General features: G+C 38.2%; 31 protein-coding genes. 30 read left to right on the top strand and 1 reads right to left on the bottom strand.

Features of this window, described 5'->3' with window-relative positions:
- Window positions 1-9 precede the first annotated feature (9 nt).
- From KMW28_RS27160 to KMW28_RS27070, 19 genes are all read left to right on the top strand, one after another.
- Window positions 10-258, top strand: a complete 249-nt coding sequence (locus tag KMW28_RS27160; protein WP_169665472.1) for a hypothetical protein — start codon at window positions 10-12, stop codon at window positions 256-258.
- Between the two features lie 66 nt (window positions 259-324).
- A complete protein-coding gene (locus KMW28_RS27155; protein ID WP_169665471.1) occupies window positions 325-780 on the top strand; it encodes a JAB domain-containing protein in 456 nt (151 codons plus the stop codon).
- Between the two features lie 29 nt (window positions 781-809).
- On the top strand, window positions 810-1,043 hold the full coding sequence (locus tag KMW28_RS27150) for a hypothetical protein (RefSeq protein WP_169665470.1): 234 nt from the start codon (window positions 810-812) through the stop codon (window positions 1,041-1,043).
- On the top strand, window positions 1,033-1,311 hold the full coding sequence (locus KMW28_RS27145) for a hypothetical protein (protein WP_169665469.1): 279 nt from the start codon (window positions 1,033-1,035) through the stop codon (window positions 1,309-1,311). Before KMW28_RS27150 ends, KMW28_RS27145 begins: the two co-directional genes overlap by 11 nt.
- A complete protein-coding gene (locus KMW28_RS27140) occupies window positions 1,311-1,544 on the top strand; it encodes a hypothetical protein (RefSeq protein WP_169665468.1) in 234 nt (77 codons plus the stop codon). Before KMW28_RS27145 ends, KMW28_RS27140 begins: the two co-directional genes overlap by 1 nt.
- Before the next feature lie 48 nt (window positions 1,545-1,592).
- On the top strand, window positions 1,593-2,030 hold the full coding sequence (locus tag KMW28_RS27135) for a hypothetical protein (RefSeq protein WP_169665467.1): 438 nt from the start codon (window positions 1,593-1,595) through the stop codon (window positions 2,028-2,030).
- 57 nt (window positions 2,031-2,087) lie between these two features.
- The gene (locus KMW28_RS27130) at window positions 2,088-2,384 is read left to right on the top strand and encodes a hypothetical protein (protein ID WP_169665466.1); all 297 of its coding nucleotides are present in this window, start codon (window positions 2,088-2,090) and stop codon (window positions 2,382-2,384) included.
- Window positions 2,385-2,399: 15 nt separating this feature from the next.
- The gene (locus KMW28_RS27125) at window positions 2,400-2,780 is read left to right on the top strand and encodes a DUF3846 domain-containing protein (RefSeq protein WP_169665465.1); all 381 of its coding nucleotides are present in this window, start codon (window positions 2,400-2,402) and stop codon (window positions 2,778-2,780) included.
- Window positions 2,781-3,199: 419 nt separating this feature from the next.
- Window positions 3,200-4,093 (top strand): hypothetical protein, encoded by an 894-nt coding sequence (locus KMW28_RS27120; RefSeq protein ID WP_169665464.1) that lies wholly within the window; start codon window positions 3,200-3,202, stop codon window positions 4,091-4,093.
- A 127-nt stretch (window positions 4,094-4,220) separates the two neighbouring features.
- On the top strand, window positions 4,221-4,454 hold the full coding sequence (locus KMW28_RS27115) for a hypothetical protein (RefSeq protein WP_169665463.1): 234 nt from the start codon (window positions 4,221-4,223) through the stop codon (window positions 4,452-4,454).
- 525 nt (window positions 4,455-4,979) lie between these two features.
- The gene (locus KMW28_RS27110) at window positions 4,980-5,243 is read left to right on the top strand and encodes a hypothetical protein (RefSeq protein ID WP_169665462.1); all 264 of its coding nucleotides are present in this window, start codon (window positions 4,980-4,982) and stop codon (window positions 5,241-5,243) included.
- A 185-nt stretch (window positions 5,244-5,428) separates the two neighbouring features.
- Complete coding sequence (locus KMW28_RS27105) at window positions 5,429-5,806, top strand: hypothetical protein (protein WP_169665461.1); 378 nt, start codon at window positions 5,429-5,431, stop codon at window positions 5,804-5,806.
- Window positions 5,807-5,816: 10 nt separating this feature from the next.
- Window positions 5,817-6,386, top strand: a complete 570-nt coding sequence (locus KMW28_RS27100) for a hypothetical protein (RefSeq protein WP_169665460.1) — start codon at window positions 5,817-5,819, stop codon at window positions 6,384-6,386.
- Window positions 6,387-6,396: 10 nt separating this feature from the next.
- Window positions 6,397-6,885: a hypothetical protein gene (locus KMW28_RS27095; RefSeq protein WP_169665459.1), complete on the top strand. Its 489-nt coding sequence runs from the start codon at window positions 6,397-6,399 to the stop codon at window positions 6,883-6,885.
- A gap of 74 nt (window positions 6,886-6,959) precedes the next feature.
- Complete coding sequence (locus KMW28_RS27090) at window positions 6,960-7,271, top strand: hypothetical protein (protein WP_169665458.1); 312 nt, start codon at window positions 6,960-6,962, stop codon at window positions 7,269-7,271.
- A 6-nt stretch (window positions 7,272-7,277) separates the two neighbouring features.
- Window positions 7,278-7,970, top strand: coding sequence for a hypothetical protein (locus tag KMW28_RS27085; RefSeq protein ID WP_169665457.1), 693 nt, complete (start codon window positions 7,278-7,280; stop codon window positions 7,968-7,970).
- 72 nt (window positions 7,971-8,042) lie between these two features.
- On the top strand, window positions 8,043-8,867 hold the full coding sequence (locus tag KMW28_RS27080) for a hypothetical protein (RefSeq protein WP_169665456.1): 825 nt from the start codon (window positions 8,043-8,045) through the stop codon (window positions 8,865-8,867).
- Window positions 8,867-9,181: a hypothetical protein gene (locus KMW28_RS27075; protein WP_169665455.1), complete on the top strand. Its 315-nt coding sequence runs from the start codon at window positions 8,867-8,869 to the stop codon at window positions 9,179-9,181. Before KMW28_RS27080 ends, KMW28_RS27075 begins: the two co-directional genes overlap by 1 nt.
- On the top strand, window positions 9,178-9,663 hold the full coding sequence (locus KMW28_RS27070; RefSeq protein WP_169665454.1) for a hypothetical protein: 486 nt from the start codon (window positions 9,178-9,180) through the stop codon (window positions 9,661-9,663). Before KMW28_RS27075 ends, KMW28_RS27070 begins: the two co-directional genes overlap by 4 nt.
- Before the next feature lie 208 nt (window positions 9,664-9,871).
- Here the strand turns inward: KMW28_RS27070 and KMW28_RS27065 are convergent, their stop codons facing one another.
- Window positions 9,872-10,051, bottom strand: coding sequence for a hypothetical protein (locus tag KMW28_RS27065; RefSeq protein WP_169665453.1), 180 nt, complete (start codon window positions 10,049-10,051; stop codon window positions 9,872-9,874).
- Between the two features lie 150 nt (window positions 10,052-10,201).
- Here KMW28_RS27065 and KMW28_RS27060 point away from each other — a divergent pair, with 150 nt between their 5' ends.
- From KMW28_RS27060 to KMW28_RS27010, 11 genes are all read left to right on the top strand, one after another.
- On the top strand, window positions 10,202-10,807 hold the full coding sequence (locus KMW28_RS27060; RefSeq protein WP_169665452.1) for a hypothetical protein: 606 nt from the start codon (window positions 10,202-10,204) through the stop codon (window positions 10,805-10,807).
- Window positions 10,808-10,975: 168 nt separating this feature from the next.
- Window positions 10,976-11,581 carry a hypothetical protein gene (locus KMW28_RS27055; protein WP_169665451.1) on the top strand — a complete coding sequence of 202 codons (606 nt, stop codon included), beginning with the start codon at window positions 10,976-10,978 and terminating at the stop codon, window positions 11,579-11,581.
- Window positions 11,571-12,299 (top strand): hypothetical protein, encoded by a 729-nt coding sequence (locus KMW28_RS27050; protein WP_169665450.1) that lies wholly within the window; start codon window positions 11,571-11,573, stop codon window positions 12,297-12,299. The genes KMW28_RS27055 and KMW28_RS27050 overlap by 11 nt, the downstream gene beginning before the upstream one ends.
- A gap of 439 nt (window positions 12,300-12,738) precedes the next feature.
- Window positions 12,739-13,152, top strand: a complete 414-nt coding sequence (locus KMW28_RS27045; RefSeq protein WP_169665449.1) for a hypothetical protein — start codon at window positions 12,739-12,741, stop codon at window positions 13,150-13,152.
- Window positions 13,149-13,361, top strand: coding sequence for a hypothetical protein (locus tag KMW28_RS27040; RefSeq protein WP_169665448.1), 213 nt, complete (start codon window positions 13,149-13,151; stop codon window positions 13,359-13,361). The genes KMW28_RS27045 and KMW28_RS27040 overlap by 4 nt, the downstream gene beginning before the upstream one ends.
- A complete protein-coding gene (locus KMW28_RS27035; RefSeq protein WP_169665447.1) occupies window positions 13,358-13,561 on the top strand; it encodes a hypothetical protein in 204 nt (67 codons plus the stop codon). Before KMW28_RS27040 ends, KMW28_RS27035 begins: the two co-directional genes overlap by 4 nt.
- Window positions 13,562-14,065: 504 nt before the next feature.
- The gene (locus KMW28_RS27030; RefSeq protein WP_169665446.1) at window positions 14,066-14,272 is read left to right on the top strand and encodes a hypothetical protein; all 207 of its coding nucleotides are present in this window, start codon (window positions 14,066-14,068) and stop codon (window positions 14,270-14,272) included.
- Window positions 14,269-14,832: a hypothetical protein gene (locus tag KMW28_RS27025; protein ID WP_169665445.1), complete on the top strand. Its 564-nt coding sequence runs from the start codon at window positions 14,269-14,271 to the stop codon at window positions 14,830-14,832. The genes KMW28_RS27030 and KMW28_RS27025 overlap by 4 nt, the downstream gene beginning before the upstream one ends.
- Before the next feature lie 108 nt (window positions 14,833-14,940).
- Entirely contained in the window at window positions 14,941-15,600 is a 660-nt protein-coding gene (locus KMW28_RS27020; RefSeq protein ID WP_169665444.1) for a hypothetical protein, read from the top strand.
- Entirely contained in the window at window positions 15,582-15,980 is a 399-nt protein-coding gene (locus KMW28_RS27015) for a hypothetical protein (RefSeq protein ID WP_169665443.1), read from the top strand. Before KMW28_RS27020 ends, KMW28_RS27015 begins: the two co-directional genes overlap by 19 nt.
- Window positions 15,981-16,077: 97 nt before the next feature.
- Window positions 16,078-16,536, top strand: coding sequence for a hypothetical protein (locus KMW28_RS27010; RefSeq protein WP_169665442.1), 459 nt, complete (start codon window positions 16,078-16,080; stop codon window positions 16,534-16,536).
- Window positions 16,537-16,788 lie beyond the last annotated feature (252 nt).

Genomic DNA, 16,788 nt, shown 5'->3' with positions numbered 1-16,788 from the left:
TTCTCGACTATGTGCAAGGCACTTCGAGATCGTGTTAAATCGTTCTTCACTGATAAGCGTGAAGTTACGTTTACTGTAAAGGTTCAACCGTTTAAGGCTGTTGTAGGTACGATTCTCAGTGCAATTGGATTGGGATATCTGATCTTTGCTCCTGCAGTGTTGATCAAATTCATATGGTCAGCTATTTGGGTTGGTATTCTTTTCAAGGTCGTTGAACTTATGTGGAAACGCATGCAGTTGGTACAATCTGTCGAATGATTCGTGTAAAAAATCAGTTGATTGTGGTCTACTCGTGCGGTGGACCACTTACAATTTAACTTCAATATGGAGGATTTTCAGCTGCAAGAATTGCAGTATAAATACAAGGTCAACAAGTCTATTCCAGAACTTGGTCGAATAACTTGTTCGGCTGACATTGCGCGTATCGTTCGCCGTTTTTACGATGATTCAATTGCTTATCAAGAATCGTTGAAATTAGTCTTACTCTCACGAAGCAACAAGATAATTGGCATTAAAACCGTTTCGGTTGGTGGTATGACAGGCACCGTTGCTGATCCTAAGATAATTTTTGGAATGGCATTGAAGGGTTTGGCATGCTCAGTCCTGATTGTTCATAACCATCCTTCCGGAAATGTCAAACCGAGTCAAGCAGACATTGCTTTGACCAAGAAGGTTAAAGAGGGTGGTCAATTGTTGGAGCTTCCACTTTTGGACCATGTCATACTTTCCGGTACTGATCATACGAAGTATTTTAGCTTTGCTGATGAAGGAATCTTGTAACATAATCGTTATATAACTTATTTGAAATTATGAAATACATTTTATTAGGCGAGGCCGTTACATCGGTGTACGAAGCAAACGAGTCATTGTCCAACGTTATCGCCACGCAGAAGTTGAGCGGCGGTGAGATTGTTGCTTTCGATGATTCAACAGATCCAGTCGTTGTCTTATCGGCTTCGATTGGTTACATGGAGTTTGCAGTTGTGAACTCAGAAGAAGATTATTTGGAACTTAAACGAGGTTTTGAAGAAAATGGGAAATAAACATTTTGTGGTTTTTAACACCGATGGTTGGCACTCACATAAGTCACGAATATTAGTCGGAGTCGCATCATCAGTTACAGGTGCGATTGAAGTAATCAACAAGTTCTTAGCTTCAAGCGACAATGAGAACATTCCAAAGGAATTATCTGACGAGTATTTGATACAAATACACCAAATTGGTCAGACTCAAGGTTTCGATAAAGACTTTAGTGAAGGTGAATTTGATGTGATTTCATGTGACGATAAAGAACTTTTAATTCGTTTATAATGGCAAAAAAGAAGCTTAAATGTACAAAGGTAGGAATGGCGTTCAACGATTGGTTTCATATCACACAATCTGTCGACGAGTTCAAAGAAATACTCGCACGAGATACGAAGTTTGTTGACGTTCAGGTGATCCACCGTGACGTTTACCGTAAGATTCATACGAGAACTGAAAGTATTGCAGTTGATTTCGTTCGTCGTTTTTACCAAGATGAAATCGACTTAGACCATTACTAATGCTCGATTTTTGCAACTAAGAACGCAAACAAACAAATAAATAAGACAATGGAAAAACAAGTAACAGATTACGAAGCGTTCAACGTAAACTTACAGGAACTCATTTCCAAAGTGGAAAGACTTGAATCGAAATTCGACAAGTTAAGCTTAACTCAACCGAAACCTACGTACACAATCCAACAAATTGCAACAGCCACCGGTACAGATGTTGAGGACTTGGTGCCATTCATTGAAGAAATTCAACCACTCTCAAACGCATTGGTAGACAATTCTTTCACGCAGTATGAATTTAATCGAACTATGAATGTTTTGGTCGGCGGTGCATTGGACAAGTTTCGAGAACACAAGCGTAAGTTGCTCGGTCTTGATGCAGAACTTCAACATTGTAAGTATGATAGAGAACGTGAAGCAACCTACCGAGAAATCGACGAACGTAAGAAAGCGTTAGACGACCTCATTGAAGAGGTTTCAATCGAATATAAATAACAACATGGCTACCAAACGGTGGCCTTTTTCATGTACAAAAAACAAAACTGAAAACAAATGATGAACAATCAACAATTAGAACCGACACTTTATGTCGTAATGTGTGACCGCAACAGTCAAACGTTCACGGTCATGACGTTTCAACAATCGAAGATCAGGCACGTCAAACGTTTGGATCAATACATCCTCAAGGTGACGCAACGTCAAGGTATGGTCCAATATTTCATGACTTGGGATCGTGACGAACACTTAACAAACTTACATAAGTTTCGAAAGTTCAAACGTGTCGATAACATGACGGAGAAGTTATTCAAACGCCAAGGCCGTCAGCTTATGCGTTCAATTTATCGCTAAACTACAACAACAATCATGGAAATTTCAAAAGTACTTCTGTTCGATAAAACAGAACATATCAATTCGGACAAGGCTTTTCGCTTTGTCGACATTAAGACAAATTACGATTCGTCAAGACTCGCTGATTTATATCGACTATGCGACTGCGACTGTATAACTGTAACACGTCTAACCGACAAGATCGACATTTGGTGCGACGACGAAGGTTTACTTGTCGATGGTAATTCGCTTGTTCGATTCAACAATGAATTTGGTGAACAGACGTTAGCCGGAAACCTTCTCTTCACGACTCGTGATCGTAACGATCCTGATCGTATGGTAGACATAACCGAGGAACAAGTAATCGAAATCAAAAAGATGGTGACAGGTTGGAAACCTCTTGAGAAACCTCAATAAAATCGATACTATAAGAACATAATACCCTTACCCTTCCCTTTACCCTTTCCGCATTTTCAGACTCTTATATCAAGATTTATGAGGGTCAAGTTAATGATTCAAAATTCCACAGATAACATTTCATAATCACTTTGATTTTCGGATCAAAGTTTCGGATCATTGTGACAAGAGGGGGCGAAAGGTCGTACGTAACGTTAGTCGTTAAGTCAGCCGTGGCGTTAGCCTTTACGTCTGTTCAAAAATCAGTCGTCATTGTTTATCGTGTTGTTATTCTTTTAGTTATTCTACAGGTCTAACGATACGGTACGATCGATTAATCGACATGACGTTAAGTCGAAGGAGCGAGGTAAATCAAATTAAAAATATTCCAGGAATGGGTAGTTACATTAAGTTGTGGCTACCCTTTTTGCGTTAATACAATGTCAAAAGAAGAATTAAAAGCAGAGCTAAAAGCTTTGAAAGTCCAAAATAGTGCGCTGAAATCAGCCCTCGATGCAAAGCAGAAACAAGTAAACGAACACCGTGTCGCTAAAGAGAACGTCGAATTGCAAGTCGAAACGTTGAAAGAACAACTTGAAACGTTGAAAGGAACAGTCGATGACGACATGCGACAAGAACTTGACGAAGCTGTGACTGAAATTGAAGTCCACAATCAGAAGCATGATTCATTACTACATTCGTACAACGAACGTGGTGACTTACTGAAGGCTGCAAATCAACGCGCTGATACACTCTATGTGTCATTAACTGACGTTGAGAAAAAACTGGCTGCAATTGAAAGTGAAAAAGAAGAACTCGAGAGTGACTTGTTCGAGTATAAGGACCGAGTGTCAAACAGCGTGTCGACAGTCTTCCATACTGCAGAGTTGGAGAAGTATAAACCGAATGCTCAAATGTACGAGGTATTGGTGACTATGCTTTCAACTAATCAGCGTAATATGTTTGAATCGTACATCGATAATTGCGATACGTTCAAGTTATCGAGAAAACACGATAACATTTTAGGCGTGTTTGGATCAGATTATCCGGTTGATGTGTTGCGTGAAGTATTGGACGAACGATTACATGGTTTGCATTCAGATAAGGAAAACATCGAGAACTACACGTTTAGTTACGATAATGGTGATTTCTCATTGTACGATAATGATTCAAATGAGATTACCAGCAATGGCGATCTGATCGACTCATTAGACGGTGAAGAGGAGATAGAATTGACTTTCACGTTACGTAAATGGCAATGGAAGAGCCTTTATGAACTTTGCGATGCAGACGACCATAAAGCATTAGTCGAAGCGGTTGACTATAACGTTTAGTATCGGCGCTTCTTTTATCACAAAATCAGAGTGTTGTGGCTATGGTATGTCATTTACACTCAATCTTATTCTCAGGGGTGGGTTCCATTGGTTCTCACCCTTTTTCATATCATTTAAATTAAGTAAAATGCAGTACGACCAATGTACCAATAATGGTGAATTATTAGATCATCTCTCAAATTGGAATGGACCTATCTCTCAGGTATTCACCGTTCAAGCTTTAAGCTCTTACGCCAATATGTTTGCCGAAGCTGATGACGATACAATCAGAAAACACTTTCCAATGTTCCATGTCGAAGCTATACGAAAAACAGCAGAAGATATTCGAACCAAGATGAATCAATTTTATGGCGAAAAGTAGAGTGACTTTTGATTACATAAAATCATCAATAGAACGAAGAACATCGACAGGACTACTTGTGAAACTTGCAGTTATGCGAGTCGAATCATTGACTGAACGTCACCCGATTATAGTTGAACGATTAGATGCAATTAAGCTGTTGTTTGCTAACATTTTATGTTCCAAAACGATAGATGAATACGACAATTGTGGGATTCACGAAATGAATGGTGCATTAAATTCTGCAGTTCGACACAATATACCGTTGAAGTATTATCGTCAACTTTATTGGTCAATTCAACTTCATAAAGATCTGACGTTAGAGCCATGCTAATGTTTACGCTATATTGACGAGAATAAATATTGTAACCAGTTTATCATATCAGGGACAGAGGATCGTGACGATGTTGCGGTTCTCTCTGATGATAATGAAAATATGTAGGTGAGGGTCCTACGTAAAAACCCTCGTTAATTTCATAGATTAATTGGGTTAATAGGGTGGCTGACTTTGTTGGTCACCACATTCCAATTCAAAATTTGCTACAAATGAATCCATCAGACCATATTTCCAAGAAGGTTGATGCAGTCGTTAAGTTGACAAACATTCGACCGCATATCGACCCCGAAATTACCGTATTGTACAACAAACCTGTACTCGACATCTTGCAGTTCGACAGCGATTTAACTAAACGTTTTGATGATTATGATGTTGAGATTGAATCGATGAAGTCGTTCATAGAGCGCATGTGGGGAAAAGAAGGTGTCGAAACGATTCGCTATGCGTTTGACTTAGAAACTGAATCAATGTAATACGAATCTAATTGCTAACAATGGTGAATAACAACATACAGAATTATTCGTTAGCGCTAGACTTGTAACGCAAACTGAAAGTTCGCTACCCATTTTAGAACTCTTCAATTAATATAACGACCGTTAGACGTGGTGGGAATGGGTACCTATGCGTTTAATGGTCGTTTCCATTTAATTAAAACCTAATGAGAAAAATTCTCTTATCAATCGCAGCGGTTGTTATGGTAACCTTTAGTGTATCTGGGCAAGATGCTAAAGACATGTACAACACTAAGAAAAACTACGCTCCTCAATGCACAATCGAGTTGCCTACACAAGAGGAGTTATCAAAGTACTCTACTGCTGAGCTAGATGATTATTCGACTAATCTTGACAGAGCAATTAGAGAAACTGAAGCAAAAATTCGTTCAAACAGAACGTGGAAGACTGTTACAATAGTCGGCGGGTTGTTCGTCATGTGGCCTGCAATTATCATTGGACCTGCTTCAACTCCGGTCAAAAAGTACAATAAGTACTTAGACGCATTGAACTATCAACGTAAAATTGTATCAAGAATATCGTAAAATCTAGAAAATGAGATACTTGGTAATATTTCTGACATCTGTATTTATACTTGGTTGTTCAGAAACAATCACGAAAGAGGTTGAAAAAATCGTCGAAGTAGAGAAAGAATGTGATATGTGTGACACTTGCTCTGAAGAGGAAAAGTTTGAGTACCGTAATGTCAAGTATGTGCTTACGAATCAACTAGATTCTACAGAAAATCATTGGAACCGTTACACATATACTTACGAATTTAGAGAGGATAGTACGTTTGAGTCTAAGTGGGTGGGAGAAAGTGAATCTACTTTCGATGTAATACCTGATGGTTGGAATACTATTTACTTACTCAATGAAACTTATACATCTGGTACTTATCGTATTATAGATACTGAGGTTTTCGTTTTATATAATGATGTTGTAAAACATACTGAAGAAAAAGTATCACGCATCCTTGACGCTCCTTTTTGTAAAACGACAACAGTTAACGAAAATATGGACTTACTTGATTCACACTTTGTCGTGAACATCGATAAAGAAGTAGATAAACTTCCTACTCGTAGAGTAAATTTTGAAGATTTAGACTATCCAACTTGTAATTAAAAACAAAAAAATGAGAAACTTAATTTTATTATTTGCCGGATTAATCACATTAGTGTCGTGTGATGACAATAAACATGAAGAGTACGAACCTTCTCACAACATTACGATTACAGATCGTAGTTTCGAAGGTTTCAAAGAAGGTAGTTTCACCTTTAAGGTAGACGATGATGAATATGATGTTCCAACGACATCGCACAAATACTTTGATTACGACGATCTCGGTGACCTTGTCGTTACTTATTGCGACACAGCTTATTACCCGCAACCTTGGGGTAAGCAGATGTTGGCGACAACGCAATGGACTTCTGAGAATCAATGGACAATTGATAATGAAGAGTACGAGAATGGTGGGAGAACTTACATTACTCACTTTCAAAACTACACTCGTATAACTGAAACGTATCATGTGCTTGAAGATTCAATGTCGTATGATACATTGGTAACTGATGAAGTTAGCAACTTACAATTCTTTATCGCCAAAGATTCTGAGGTAGAGTAATGAGAAGTGTACTAATCATTATAGGGGCATTCATAATTGGATGCTCCTCAAGTCATACCGACCCGGTTGAGGTTATGAACAACCATGCATTTTTAAATGGTACGCATCAAACTCAAGAGCTTAGATTTTTCAACAACGAATCTTATAACGTCGAAAGTCGCATCGAAATTTATAATGATTTTGAGCGTGTAAAAGCATTTAGCTTCGGACATGTTATTCGTAAGGACGATTATAAACTAATCTATTCGAACATTGCTTCTGAGTGTGTTGAATGGGATTTTGACGAAGAAGAGTGGGTTCAGTTCGATTGTGGTTTCGGCGAAGAAATCGACGTAAATATCACTCACTTTAAAGATGGTGCGGCCAATTTCAAATACTTTAATTAATAACAAATGAAAAAGTTAATTCTAATTTTATCGACACTTGTCGTATTTTCTTGTACTCCGTTATTGGAGCAGGATCTATCATCGAAAAATTTCAACGAGTTTGTAGAACTTGTAAATCAAACTGACTCGTTGAACTCACTTGAAAAAGCGTACATCGTTGACTACTCAAAAGCCAAGTACAACATGATGCAAAACATGAAAGGTATCGCTGACAAGGTTGAATTTCTTGCTGGTGGTGACAAGATTCAAACTGAAGAGGAGAAACAAGCAAAAGAAGACCAATTTAAAGTAAAGACTTTCTTCAACGATGCCTTGGCTGAGTACAGAGAAAAAGAAAAAGAAAGACTTGAGAAAGTGCGTATCAATCAGATTGTTAAAACAGCAATTGAAGGTACGAAGATTACATTCAAACACATTAAAGGTAGTCGATATAACAGTTACACGTCATCGTTACAAATTAAAGGTTCGACAGTTGATTTCGATAGCTTGGGCATCTCAGGTCTCGTTGTTAAAATCGGATATGGGAATCAGAAGCTGGGGAAAGAACTGATCAAAGATGATTATACTTTCAACGCTTCGATGGAAACGTATCACAAATCTGGTGAACTTGTCGGTGTGACAATCGGCGATAACAACACCGTTGTTGAGGTGGTTGACGTTGAAGATAGTATCGTGTACAAGAAGGGGTTATTCGAATAGATAATTAGAGTCGGCTTGTTTACTCACACTAGATCTGTGTATTACATGTCGGCTCGTTTTAAACACAAACAAATGAAGAAATTAATAATCCTTTTCATCTCGATCTTGGCGATTGCGTCTTGCCGTCGAGAATACTTTATCGAACCTGTCAACAACAACAACGATAACTCGTTGTCAACATCCGATTCAACGAAGATTGTAATCAACGAAGGTGATAGCCATGTTACGAATACGTTCGATACAACAATTGTGATGGTCAACGATACGACGTTGGTTGTTATTTATGATAGCGTAACCGTCAATGTTTACGATACGACGTATATCGACATCAACAACGAGATTCGTAACGAGATTTACGACACGACATATGTGACGATTTACGATACAACTATTATTAACAATGATGTACACGTCGATGTTGATATTACAGTACCAGGTAATGGATCAAACGGTGATCACATTTTCGATGAAAATAACGAAGTGTATAAATCTTTCTACTACGTAGTTGAAAGTCATGAGCAGTCGAATGGTGACGTTGTACAAACCTTGGACGAATATACATTCTATATGGATGGTAAATACACACACATGACATATGATGAACGTTCAACGAAAGGTCTTACACACGTTAGATACCGTGGTTACAAAAACTTATTTATGGGCACGTTCAATGAAGTTTACCCAGATGTATTTACACTAAATAAGGCTATCGGTCTTACATTTGAGTTTGATGATCAGCAATATGTTAGCGAAGACGCGTCACAAGATTGTTTTGAGGCAACAGTTAAGAATCATCTCGGAGGATATACGAGCTTTCATTACTACGGAAACGCTAGAAATGTATATGAAAAGTCAACTAAGAAATACGAACACACACCGTTACATTGTTTGAAGTAATGCAGAAACTACTAATCATATTTACAATCGGTTTAACTTCTTGTTTCAGCCGTGAGAACGATCACGTAACACCGAAGTTCGTTGAAGAGTCGATGACGTTTGCCGACTTTCGACAAGATGGTCGTTATGTTTCAATCGCCACTGAAGATACGGTTGTAGTGATGGAGCATCCAAGAGCACAAGTTACTTTAGATGGTGGCGTGTACTTTTGGACAACCGTTAAGGAGTTCGACAAGAACGATGGCGTGTTTACCTTTTACATCGAGTCAGGTCGATCGTTTACCTTGGATCAACGTAAATTTCGAATAATATGATTGGAGAAGATTCACAAAACCGCTTCGACGTTGTTCTATCCGAAGCTGTACTTGGTGATATTACGCCTGAGCAATTCATGTTTGAATATTCGATGTGCGACATGCCATTAATGCAAGTCAATCGTAGTGAATTGGTGGAATACCTAATGTCGATTAAAGATAGGTTGACTTATACGAAATCGAATTTACCGAAGCATGTTACGCTGTACCGTGCATCCGATACACCTGTTAAAAATGGATTATCATACGCAACATGCGTAACTGTAGCCAAGAAATTTGCTAAAATGATGTTATCGGAACGTGGTCAATTTCTTGGCTACGGAAAATTTGGTAAAGTTGAAGTTTACTCGATCACAGTTGATAGAGATGACATAATCTACTATTACAACAGCCGAAATGAACATGAATGTTTATACGTGCCTACTGGATCTGAGAAAGTTGAAACTATTTGTTTCTTTGCAAATCAACAAGTTGACAAATAATTGGAAAAATAATCTCGATTCATGGTAGGGTGTTTTGGTACTTAGTTGTAGTATTGTAGTACCGACATCCTCTACGTTAGTCGGGAAATGAAGCCGTTATGGAATTGTGGTTGTAGAGGACCATTTCTGTGACGGCTTCTCCATTTACTGACAAGATCCCACAACTACCTAACTCAAGCCTTGCTCGGGCAGACGTTCAATGCGATCGTCACTCACATTCTTGAATCGAATCGAACGATTGTGGAGCATACTTAGCGATACCGGCATCAGACCGAATCTGAGGTTCTTCAGTACTAATGCATAACGCCGTTGCAATACCAGTTACAGGTAAAAAGTTAAGACTATGTTTCTGACAATGAGTTAGATACGCAAGTACTTGTAATACCATTTACAGGAAAAATCTAATAAAAGCAGCAACAAAGAAGCGCTAATTAATTGATTATCAACGTTGGAGATTATTCGCGTTGAAATCCACGTTTTAGATGCAGTTAAAGTGACTAAATACTTAATAATCAATTATATAACATCGGATAGAACCATGGAAAATCAAATATTCAAATACCGTACAGACCGTCAACATAAAGATGCGATCCTTGACTTCCTTTCGAGATATTCAATCGAACACAAAGTTTTATTCGAAGGTGCTGATGATTTCTCGTTGGAGGTTTATTCACAAGAAAGTCGTGAAGCTCTCTCAAGTAAGATGAGCAAGATGAAATGGCCATTCCTAGAACTCGTCAGAGCATGCTTCGATACTGACCGGGAATACATCTTACATCTTAAACGTGTTATTGACATAAAAGACGGCAAGATTAAAGAGATGAAGGTGAAATACGCAGACTTTGGGGTTTACAAGTCGGCTCATGCACACGTCGATACCTTGAAGGAGCAAGTTAAAGCGTTGAAAGTTGAATTGAATGAGGCTAAAAACGGAAAGATCTCAAGCAAGGAACTTGATGCGTTGAAAGATCGTGAGTTCGACTTGAAATGTCAGGTTAAGGAGTTGACAATGCAAGTGAATGATATTCAAGAAAAACTTGAAGCGGAGGTGAAGAAAAACGACTCTTTGTTGCAGGTTATTATGAAATCGTCTGACAGAAAGCGTACTGCTCAGCCACGTCAACGAAAACCTATCTCAAGATGACAAATTACGTACTTGACACCGCCGGTAAACTTTACAGTTACAAGTATGTAACTCAACAACTTGTCGTGTTGACAGATGACCAGGGTAGACAGATAGAGTTATCACCGTCGAAGTTTCATTATCAAATTAAATCAAAACTATATAGAAAAGTCAAACCGAACTAAAATTATGGAAAATATAAAAACCTATAAAGAATGTAAATCCAAATTGGCAAAAGTGTTCAAGGATGCTTACGAAAAAACAGAGATGCTGAGATTGACTTCAAGTCCTATAATGGCAACTCAGCTTAAAGATGAAAAGTTTGTATTACGTCATACATACTTAGCTTATTCAGACTATATGTTACAAAATCTGTATGGATGTATTTATGAGATTTCATTGGATCTTTTGAAGTACTTTGAATGTAATTCTAACGAGTTAGAGTATGCTAAACGTGTCAAAGAGGAGTATGACAATGAAGGCTGGTGGTCAATCTCCCTTGAAGAAAACCTAGAATCAAAACAGAAAAAGGAATATGCAGACGAAGATTTAGTTAAAAACTTCGGTATCGAAGACTCGCTGTATATGTGCTTAGATTCTTGTGATGGTGGTTCGGATTCAATGTCTTTCATGGATGTTTCGTACTTCAAGATTTATGGTTCAGATGACTTAATTGCATTGTTACAAGAAATGAAAGAAATGGCAACGTTGGCAAATGATTTAGATTTAGCATTAAAGCAACGTATTAAAATAGTCGTTTCATTTTTAGATAAATGGTTTGTCGATGTCGAATAGTGAAGCTTATAAACAAAATATCGCTGATACAGCTGAATTAGCATTAAAACGCTTGGGGATTAAAGAAATTCAAACAGCAAAACAACAAATATCAGTAGTGTCGAAAATCTTACAACTTGCGACGAATCGTTCAAAAGTCGCAAAGATTACAACACAAGGTGATCAACATACAAAGTATTATAATGATAAATCAACTTTAATGTTGTTGGCCGCTTATTTTGCATGTAAGTATGATTACATTCATGTTTTTGCACAAGTTGATAGACGATACAACACTGACGAGGTGTTGACAATGTCTTTGTATTTCGAGTGTCGAGTTAAACGGTCAGGTGTGAAGTTACGAACAGCTTTGCACCTACCTGAGTGTGAACTTAATCACATAAAATCTGCATTAGCAATGTTCAATTTTGTTATCCCATATCGTTTTTCATTTAATGAACACGTTGGTATAAGCGATGAAGTACAGCGAACGCAAGTAAATCTAATGGAACCTTTTGAGGTGTTGAAAATAGAGAATTGGGAAAAAGCGTGTCTTGGATATGTCGATAGTATTGTAAAAGAAAAGAGAATACGTTTCGATGTATCTACACAAACACTTAAAGTCTTGGCGCAATATCAAATCGAAGTTAAACGCGAGTTCATTAAATACATTTTAATTGATGAGAAAAGTTCTAGTGGACAGGTTATTTCTTCTACTTTATTTAGACGATTCAAATAACAACAAAAGCCGACACTAGATGCATCGGCTTCTGAAGGTTAACAAAAGATTCAAAAATATTTTACATCAGCAAGATAAGATACATTTTTCGATTTTCAAGTAGCACAATTACTACGTTTTTAGTTCATAGTTAAAGGGGTCGGCACTTTGTTGGCTCCATTCTACTGAAGTCGAATACAGACACATATGTTGTTTTTATGGTCGGATTTCCGGCTTTGTTTATTGGTTAAGGGTTAAGGAGCGGTAGCATCTACCGTTCTTTTCCTAACAATAAAAGCAACGAAGATATTAGGTCGGCATTTCAAATGTTTAACCTTCTCGATTACCAAATAGTTGTAGTCGACCTGATACTAGCAACGCCCAATTGTCGAATTTTAAACTTTGAACTTTCCTTGGATGACGCACGGGCGTTGCTTTTTACTTAAACAGAATCAAAAAAATGAAGACATTAATCACAATAATACTTCTGACAATCAGTAGTATATCATTCTGCCAAAATCTTACAATAAGTGATTTTGTTGACTTGCCTGGAAAGGCTGATGTTGACGTTGAAGCACTCGCCGCTTACGAAAATGTAACGATTAAACGAGTTGGTAGAGATAAGTTACATTTGGCAGTTTCAATAACAGATTCATCACCGCAAGTTGGTGCATTTATCTCAGTTAATAAGTACGACAAAATGGTTGAGGTTGTGCAAATCAAGGTCACCTTTTCAGAAGGTGAATCATATTTAGATTTCCATAACGCTCTGTGTCGTAAAGATGAGCGGTTTAAACGAGTTCAGCCAAGAGTCGACACGATGTTGATGGACGTTTTGAAGATTTATACAATCACTTACGCTTTTGTACTATGAAATTAAACAGAGTTAGCGAAGGTGTTTTAGTGATTACTTCGAGTAAGTTCAACAATCTGAAACACATTCAAGACAAGCTGCAAATTGCTGCAGTAACACTTCGACACCGTGTCAAGTACATTCGTACAGATTACGCGTCAAAGGTGACGTTCAAGTTGTTAGAAGACCGTAAGTTGTTGGATAAGATGGTTAAGGAGTTGGTAAAATGACGAAGATAAAACTATTAGAGATCGAGCCTGTTGGGTTAACTCGTAGATTTCAATCGCAACTGTTCGTTGGCCGTGGTGTTGCCGACTTCGTTATGGAGAATGGTCAAATGAAAATCATGGTACACCATGGTTATGTACCATTTCACCATGAATACGAAATCATAAAAGATAGATCACAAATGCAAATTCAAGAGTTATGAATAATATAATCTACAAAGCGACGTGGAATTGGTGTGCAACGACTGATGGTGAAGACTATGAATTTGCTGAAGTTGGTAAACAGATTGGCTCATGCGTATGTCGAAATACATCACCGGTTAAGTCGATACAAAAAGGTGGCCCAAACAACGAGTGGTTATGCATTACGTTGGAGGATGGTGAGATGGTAATTGTACAGTCAAACATCAATATGCTATGTCACAAACAAGAAATCTAAATCGAACGTCTACGGCTGATTCTTTGGAATACCAAATCGCCGCGTTCAAACGGTTGGAAGGTAGAGAGCCTACAGCGATTGTTATACACCCGTTGACCTATACAAAAATGCTGGACCAACTGATTAATTCAGATCCAGCATCGGCATCAAGGTTTGATGTCAAATTCAGAAAGTTTATGGATATCAGGGTGTTTCGTTCGACGGATGTACGAGATATAAAAGAAATTATAATATCATGAACTATCTAGTTATTTGGGAGCAGCATAAAATGAGTCGTAGTGAGACTTTGCTTGCTAGAAATTATATGCAAGCCGATTCGATGTCAAATATCAATCAATGGGTGGAAACCTACTACGAAACGGCTAGGACTGAAACGTCAGTATTCCACTTCTCGTCGTTACAGCAAAAATACACGATTGATGACGGTGACTATAAGACGATTTTTAAAATAATTCAACCAGAAAAAATATCATGAAATTCAATATTGAAGTAACTGTCGATTGGCTCGAAGAGGGTGGTGATATCGACCAGGTAGTAAAACAAGAAATAATCGACGGTGTTACAAGTCGTATTGAGAACAAGTTGTTAGCTGAAGCTCGAAAGGAGTTAGAGGATCGAACTTACAAAGAGCTCAACACGAAGATCGACGAAATTGTGGATCGTGAGTTCCAAACGTTATGGTCTAAGCCGATCGTACAATGTGACCGCTGGGGCGATACCCTAAAGGAATATCCAAGTGGCAAAGCGATGATCAAAGAGAAGTTCGACAACTTCTTAACTGAGCAAGTTGATGGTAACGGTAAACCTGCAACAAATTATTCAAGTAATCGACAAACTCGTGTTCATTACATTATTGATCGTCAATTGAAGCAGTTTAGCGACAAGTTCACCAAAGAAACCGTTGAAAAGGTTTCTGAGGAGTTGAAGAAGTACACATCTGATGCGATGAAACATGCGATGGGTCAGGAAATGATGGACTTGCTTAAAATCGACAAAAAGTTAGGGCTAGACGCACCGAAGAAACCGTTTAGGTAACCATGGAGTATCATCAACTTGGTTGTGGGTATTGTGTTCATGAAAAGACTTGCCCCGACCACAACCCTAGGATCAACAAAGCGAAAGACTGTAAACGATTCATTCATTATGCAGAAAAAGAGACGACAAGACGTTCTGATCAATAGCGACGAAGCGTTAGATCAGATGTCAGACGACGATTTAAAAGCGTTGGATAAACGCAACAAGTTGGTTTCATTTGGATCATTCTCAAATCATTTCCTCAAGCGTTTACGTCAAAGATGTGACAAGAACATGACGAGGAAACAACTTGAAATGCAACTCCTTGATGAAAACTTTAGAACGAAGATTCTAAGTCAACTGATTCCAGAAAACATCAACGATAATGGTCAATACGAAATTAAAGTAGGTAAACGTCAAGTATGGGTAGTTGGAAAGGACGGTTCAGCAATAACCTGTTGGCGAAGTGACGAGAAGCAAATCGTTGATACATACAACAAGTTCAAATTCAACTATAGCATGTCGAAATCTGATATGATCAGTGCAAATGAAGATCTAATCGACAAGTTGATTGATGCCGATGTTAAGGTAAAACGTTCGAAAGAAAAACTAATCGAAGCGAAGAACGAGTTGTTGTTGACAAATTCGTCATTGTTCGCAAGTAGAAACAGTAAACTTGAAGTTGAACAACAACTATCGAATACTCGACAACAATTGAACGAACTCAAATCAGTTTGGTTCGTCAAGTTATATCTAAAACTCAAATCACTATGGACAGCAAACAGCTAAAAGAGCATGTTCTAAAAGGTAACGTTTTCAAGGAGTTAGAAGAACTGCACAACCTTATCCAAGATGCGTTCTTCGATATCGCACCTTTCTTGGGTTTCATCAAGGAAGAAATAGACATTCGTAACTTCGAAATCTTGGTTACCGACACGGTCGATGACGATCAAAGGTTCAAGACGTTGAGTTGCGACAGTTATACGAAGGTTTATTTAAAAAACGGCGGTGTCATGTTCATTCACACTGAACGTTCATCAGAAGACGACATCGAGTTTCTGCAGAACTTCAAAATCGTTGTTGATGGCCAAGAGTCGAAGCCGGAGCCGAAGCTAAAAGCGGTGAAGATTCCGCTTGTCATGTGGCATCAAGGTCGCAACGATCACTAAAGAATTATTCCAAATTTCATATATTAATTAGTTTGTTTCAGGCACGAGGTGGCGTTTCGCAGCCTTGTGCCTTGTCAAACGTAAATTTTATTTTACTATGTCAGTAATATCCGTAAATCACTTCAATGCAACTGACGATTCATTTGTCGTTGCAAGTGAACACAAATTTCTACAAAATCAGATTAAAGTTGTCAATCGTTACATTACGTATGCGACTGAGTTAACCGCTGATTTTGAAAGCTACACAATTAGCGATTATGCTATTTCATTGCGACTAACAGTCAATAACTGTAGCACACTAATCGTCAACATACGACGTGTCGACAAAGCGTTCAAGGACGTTGAGTCTTACATCAAACACGTTGAAAAGGGTGATAAAATGTTCATAAAGGTGTTGAAAGATGCCGAAGACAAATACCACACAGCAGTAGCAGTTTACAAAGGTTCTCAACTAACGTTCAATTCGGAACGTCAAATCATCAAGTTCGAGGATGATTACTTCTATGTTGATTACGACGTGTATTGTCGGGTGAGGAAGATCAGTCGAGTGGCGTAAGATAGCTCGGACAAGCGGTGCGTTACTAGCTCTCAAAATGCATAGAACGACACACGCTGTTGAGCATACATGAAAAAACTCCTCAAAGATACGAAACTTTACTAAGTGGCATAGCACGGCTGTTCACCGGCGCTCTTTTCACAGCAAAAAAATCAGTTCGTTGGTGGTGATTTGGAATTGTTTAGAAGTAGTCTAAGTTCCTTATTTCCATGCAATTGTACATTCAGTTAGCAACCGTTTAATTGTTCAAAA

Source organism: Flammeovirga yaeyamensis (assembly GCF_018736045.1).
GTDB lineage: Bacteria > Bacteroidota > Bacteroidia > Cytophagales > Flammeovirgaceae > Flammeovirga > Flammeovirga yaeyamensis.
This window is presented reverse-complemented; position numbering and strand designations above follow the sequence as displayed.

Bases quoted from the DNA above. Each gene is read 5' to 3' on its own strand.
- KMW28_RS27160 (WP_169665472.1), top strand. From the start codon at position 10: ATGTGCAAGGCACTTCGAGATCGTGTTAAATCGTTCTTCACTGATAAG.
- KMW28_RS27155 (WP_169665471.1), top strand. From the start codon at position 325: ATGGAGGATTTTCAGCTGCAAGAATTGCAGTATAAATACAAGGTCAAC.
- KMW28_RS27150 (WP_169665470.1), top strand. From the start codon at position 810: ATGAAATACATTTTATTAGGCGAGGCCGTTACATCGGTGTACGAAGCA.
- KMW28_RS27145 (WP_169665469.1), top strand. From the start codon at position 1,033: ATGGGAAATAAACATTTTGTGGTTTTTAACACCGATGGTTGGCACTCA.
- KMW28_RS27140 (WP_169665468.1), top strand. From the start codon at position 1,311: ATGGCAAAAAAGAAGCTTAAATGTACAAAGGTAGGAATGGCGTTCAAC.
- KMW28_RS27135 (WP_169665467.1), top strand. From the start codon at position 1,593: ATGGAAAAACAAGTAACAGATTACGAAGCGTTCAACGTAAACTTACAG.
- KMW28_RS27130 (WP_169665466.1), top strand. From the start codon at position 2,088: ATGATGAACAATCAACAATTAGAACCGACACTTTATGTCGTAATGTGT.
- KMW28_RS27125 (WP_169665465.1), top strand. From the start codon at position 2,400: ATGGAAATTTCAAAAGTACTTCTGTTCGATAAAACAGAACATATCAAT.
- KMW28_RS27120 (WP_169665464.1), top strand. From the start codon at position 3,200: ATGTCAAAAGAAGAATTAAAAGCAGAGCTAAAAGCTTTGAAAGTCCAA.
- KMW28_RS27115 (WP_169665463.1), top strand. From the start codon at position 4,221: ATGCAGTACGACCAATGTACCAATAATGGTGAATTATTAGATCATCTC.
- KMW28_RS27110 (WP_169665462.1), top strand. From the start codon at position 4,980: ATGAATCCATCAGACCATATTTCCAAGAAGGTTGATGCAGTCGTTAAG.
- KMW28_RS27105 (WP_169665461.1), top strand. From the start codon at position 5,429: ATGAGAAAAATTCTCTTATCAATCGCAGCGGTTGTTATGGTAACCTTT.
- KMW28_RS27100 (WP_169665460.1), top strand. From the start codon at position 5,817: ATGAGATACTTGGTAATATTTCTGACATCTGTATTTATACTTGGTTGT.
- KMW28_RS27095 (WP_169665459.1), top strand. From the start codon at position 6,397: ATGAGAAACTTAATTTTATTATTTGCCGGATTAATCACATTAGTGTCG.
- KMW28_RS27090 (WP_169665458.1), top strand. From the start codon at position 6,960: ATGAACAACCATGCATTTTTAAATGGTACGCATCAAACTCAAGAGCTT.
- KMW28_RS27085 (WP_169665457.1), top strand. From the start codon at position 7,278: ATGAAAAAGTTAATTCTAATTTTATCGACACTTGTCGTATTTTCTTGT.
- KMW28_RS27080 (WP_169665456.1), top strand. From the start codon at position 8,043: ATGAAGAAATTAATAATCCTTTTCATCTCGATCTTGGCGATTGCGTCT.
- KMW28_RS27075 (WP_169665455.1), top strand. From the start codon at position 8,867: ATGCAGAAACTACTAATCATATTTACAATCGGTTTAACTTCTTGTTTC.
- KMW28_RS27070 (WP_169665454.1), top strand. From the start codon at position 9,178: ATGATTGGAGAAGATTCACAAAACCGCTTCGACGTTGTTCTATCCGAA.
- KMW28_RS27065 (WP_169665453.1), bottom strand. From the start codon at position 10,051: ATGGTATTACAAGTACTTGCGTATCTAACTCATTGTCAGAAACATAGT.
- KMW28_RS27060 (WP_169665452.1), top strand. From the start codon at position 10,202: ATGGAAAATCAAATATTCAAATACCGTACAGACCGTCAACATAAAGAT.
- KMW28_RS27055 (WP_169665451.1), top strand. From the start codon at position 10,976: ATGGAAAATATAAAAACCTATAAAGAATGTAAATCCAAATTGGCAAAA.
- KMW28_RS27050 (WP_169665450.1), top strand. From the start codon at position 11,571: ATGTCGAATAGTGAAGCTTATAAACAAAATATCGCTGATACAGCTGAA.
- KMW28_RS27045 (WP_169665449.1), top strand. From the start codon at position 12,739: ATGAAGACATTAATCACAATAATACTTCTGACAATCAGTAGTATATCA.
- KMW28_RS27040 (WP_169665448.1), top strand. From the start codon at position 13,149: ATGAAATTAAACAGAGTTAGCGAAGGTGTTTTAGTGATTACTTCGAGT.
- KMW28_RS27035 (WP_169665447.1), top strand. From the start codon at position 13,358: ATGACGAAGATAAAACTATTAGAGATCGAGCCTGTTGGGTTAACTCGT.
- KMW28_RS27030 (WP_169665446.1), top strand. From the start codon at position 14,066: ATGAGTCGTAGTGAGACTTTGCTTGCTAGAAATTATATGCAAGCCGAT.
- KMW28_RS27025 (WP_169665445.1), top strand. From the start codon at position 14,269: ATGAAATTCAATATTGAAGTAACTGTCGATTGGCTCGAAGAGGGTGGT.
- KMW28_RS27020 (WP_169665444.1), top strand. From the start codon at position 14,941: ATGCAGAAAAAGAGACGACAAGACGTTCTGATCAATAGCGACGAAGCG.
- KMW28_RS27015 (WP_169665443.1), top strand. From the start codon at position 15,582: ATGGACAGCAAACAGCTAAAAGAGCATGTTCTAAAAGGTAACGTTTTC.
- KMW28_RS27010 (WP_169665442.1), top strand. From the start codon at position 16,078: ATGTCAGTAATATCCGTAAATCACTTCAATGCAACTGACGATTCATTT.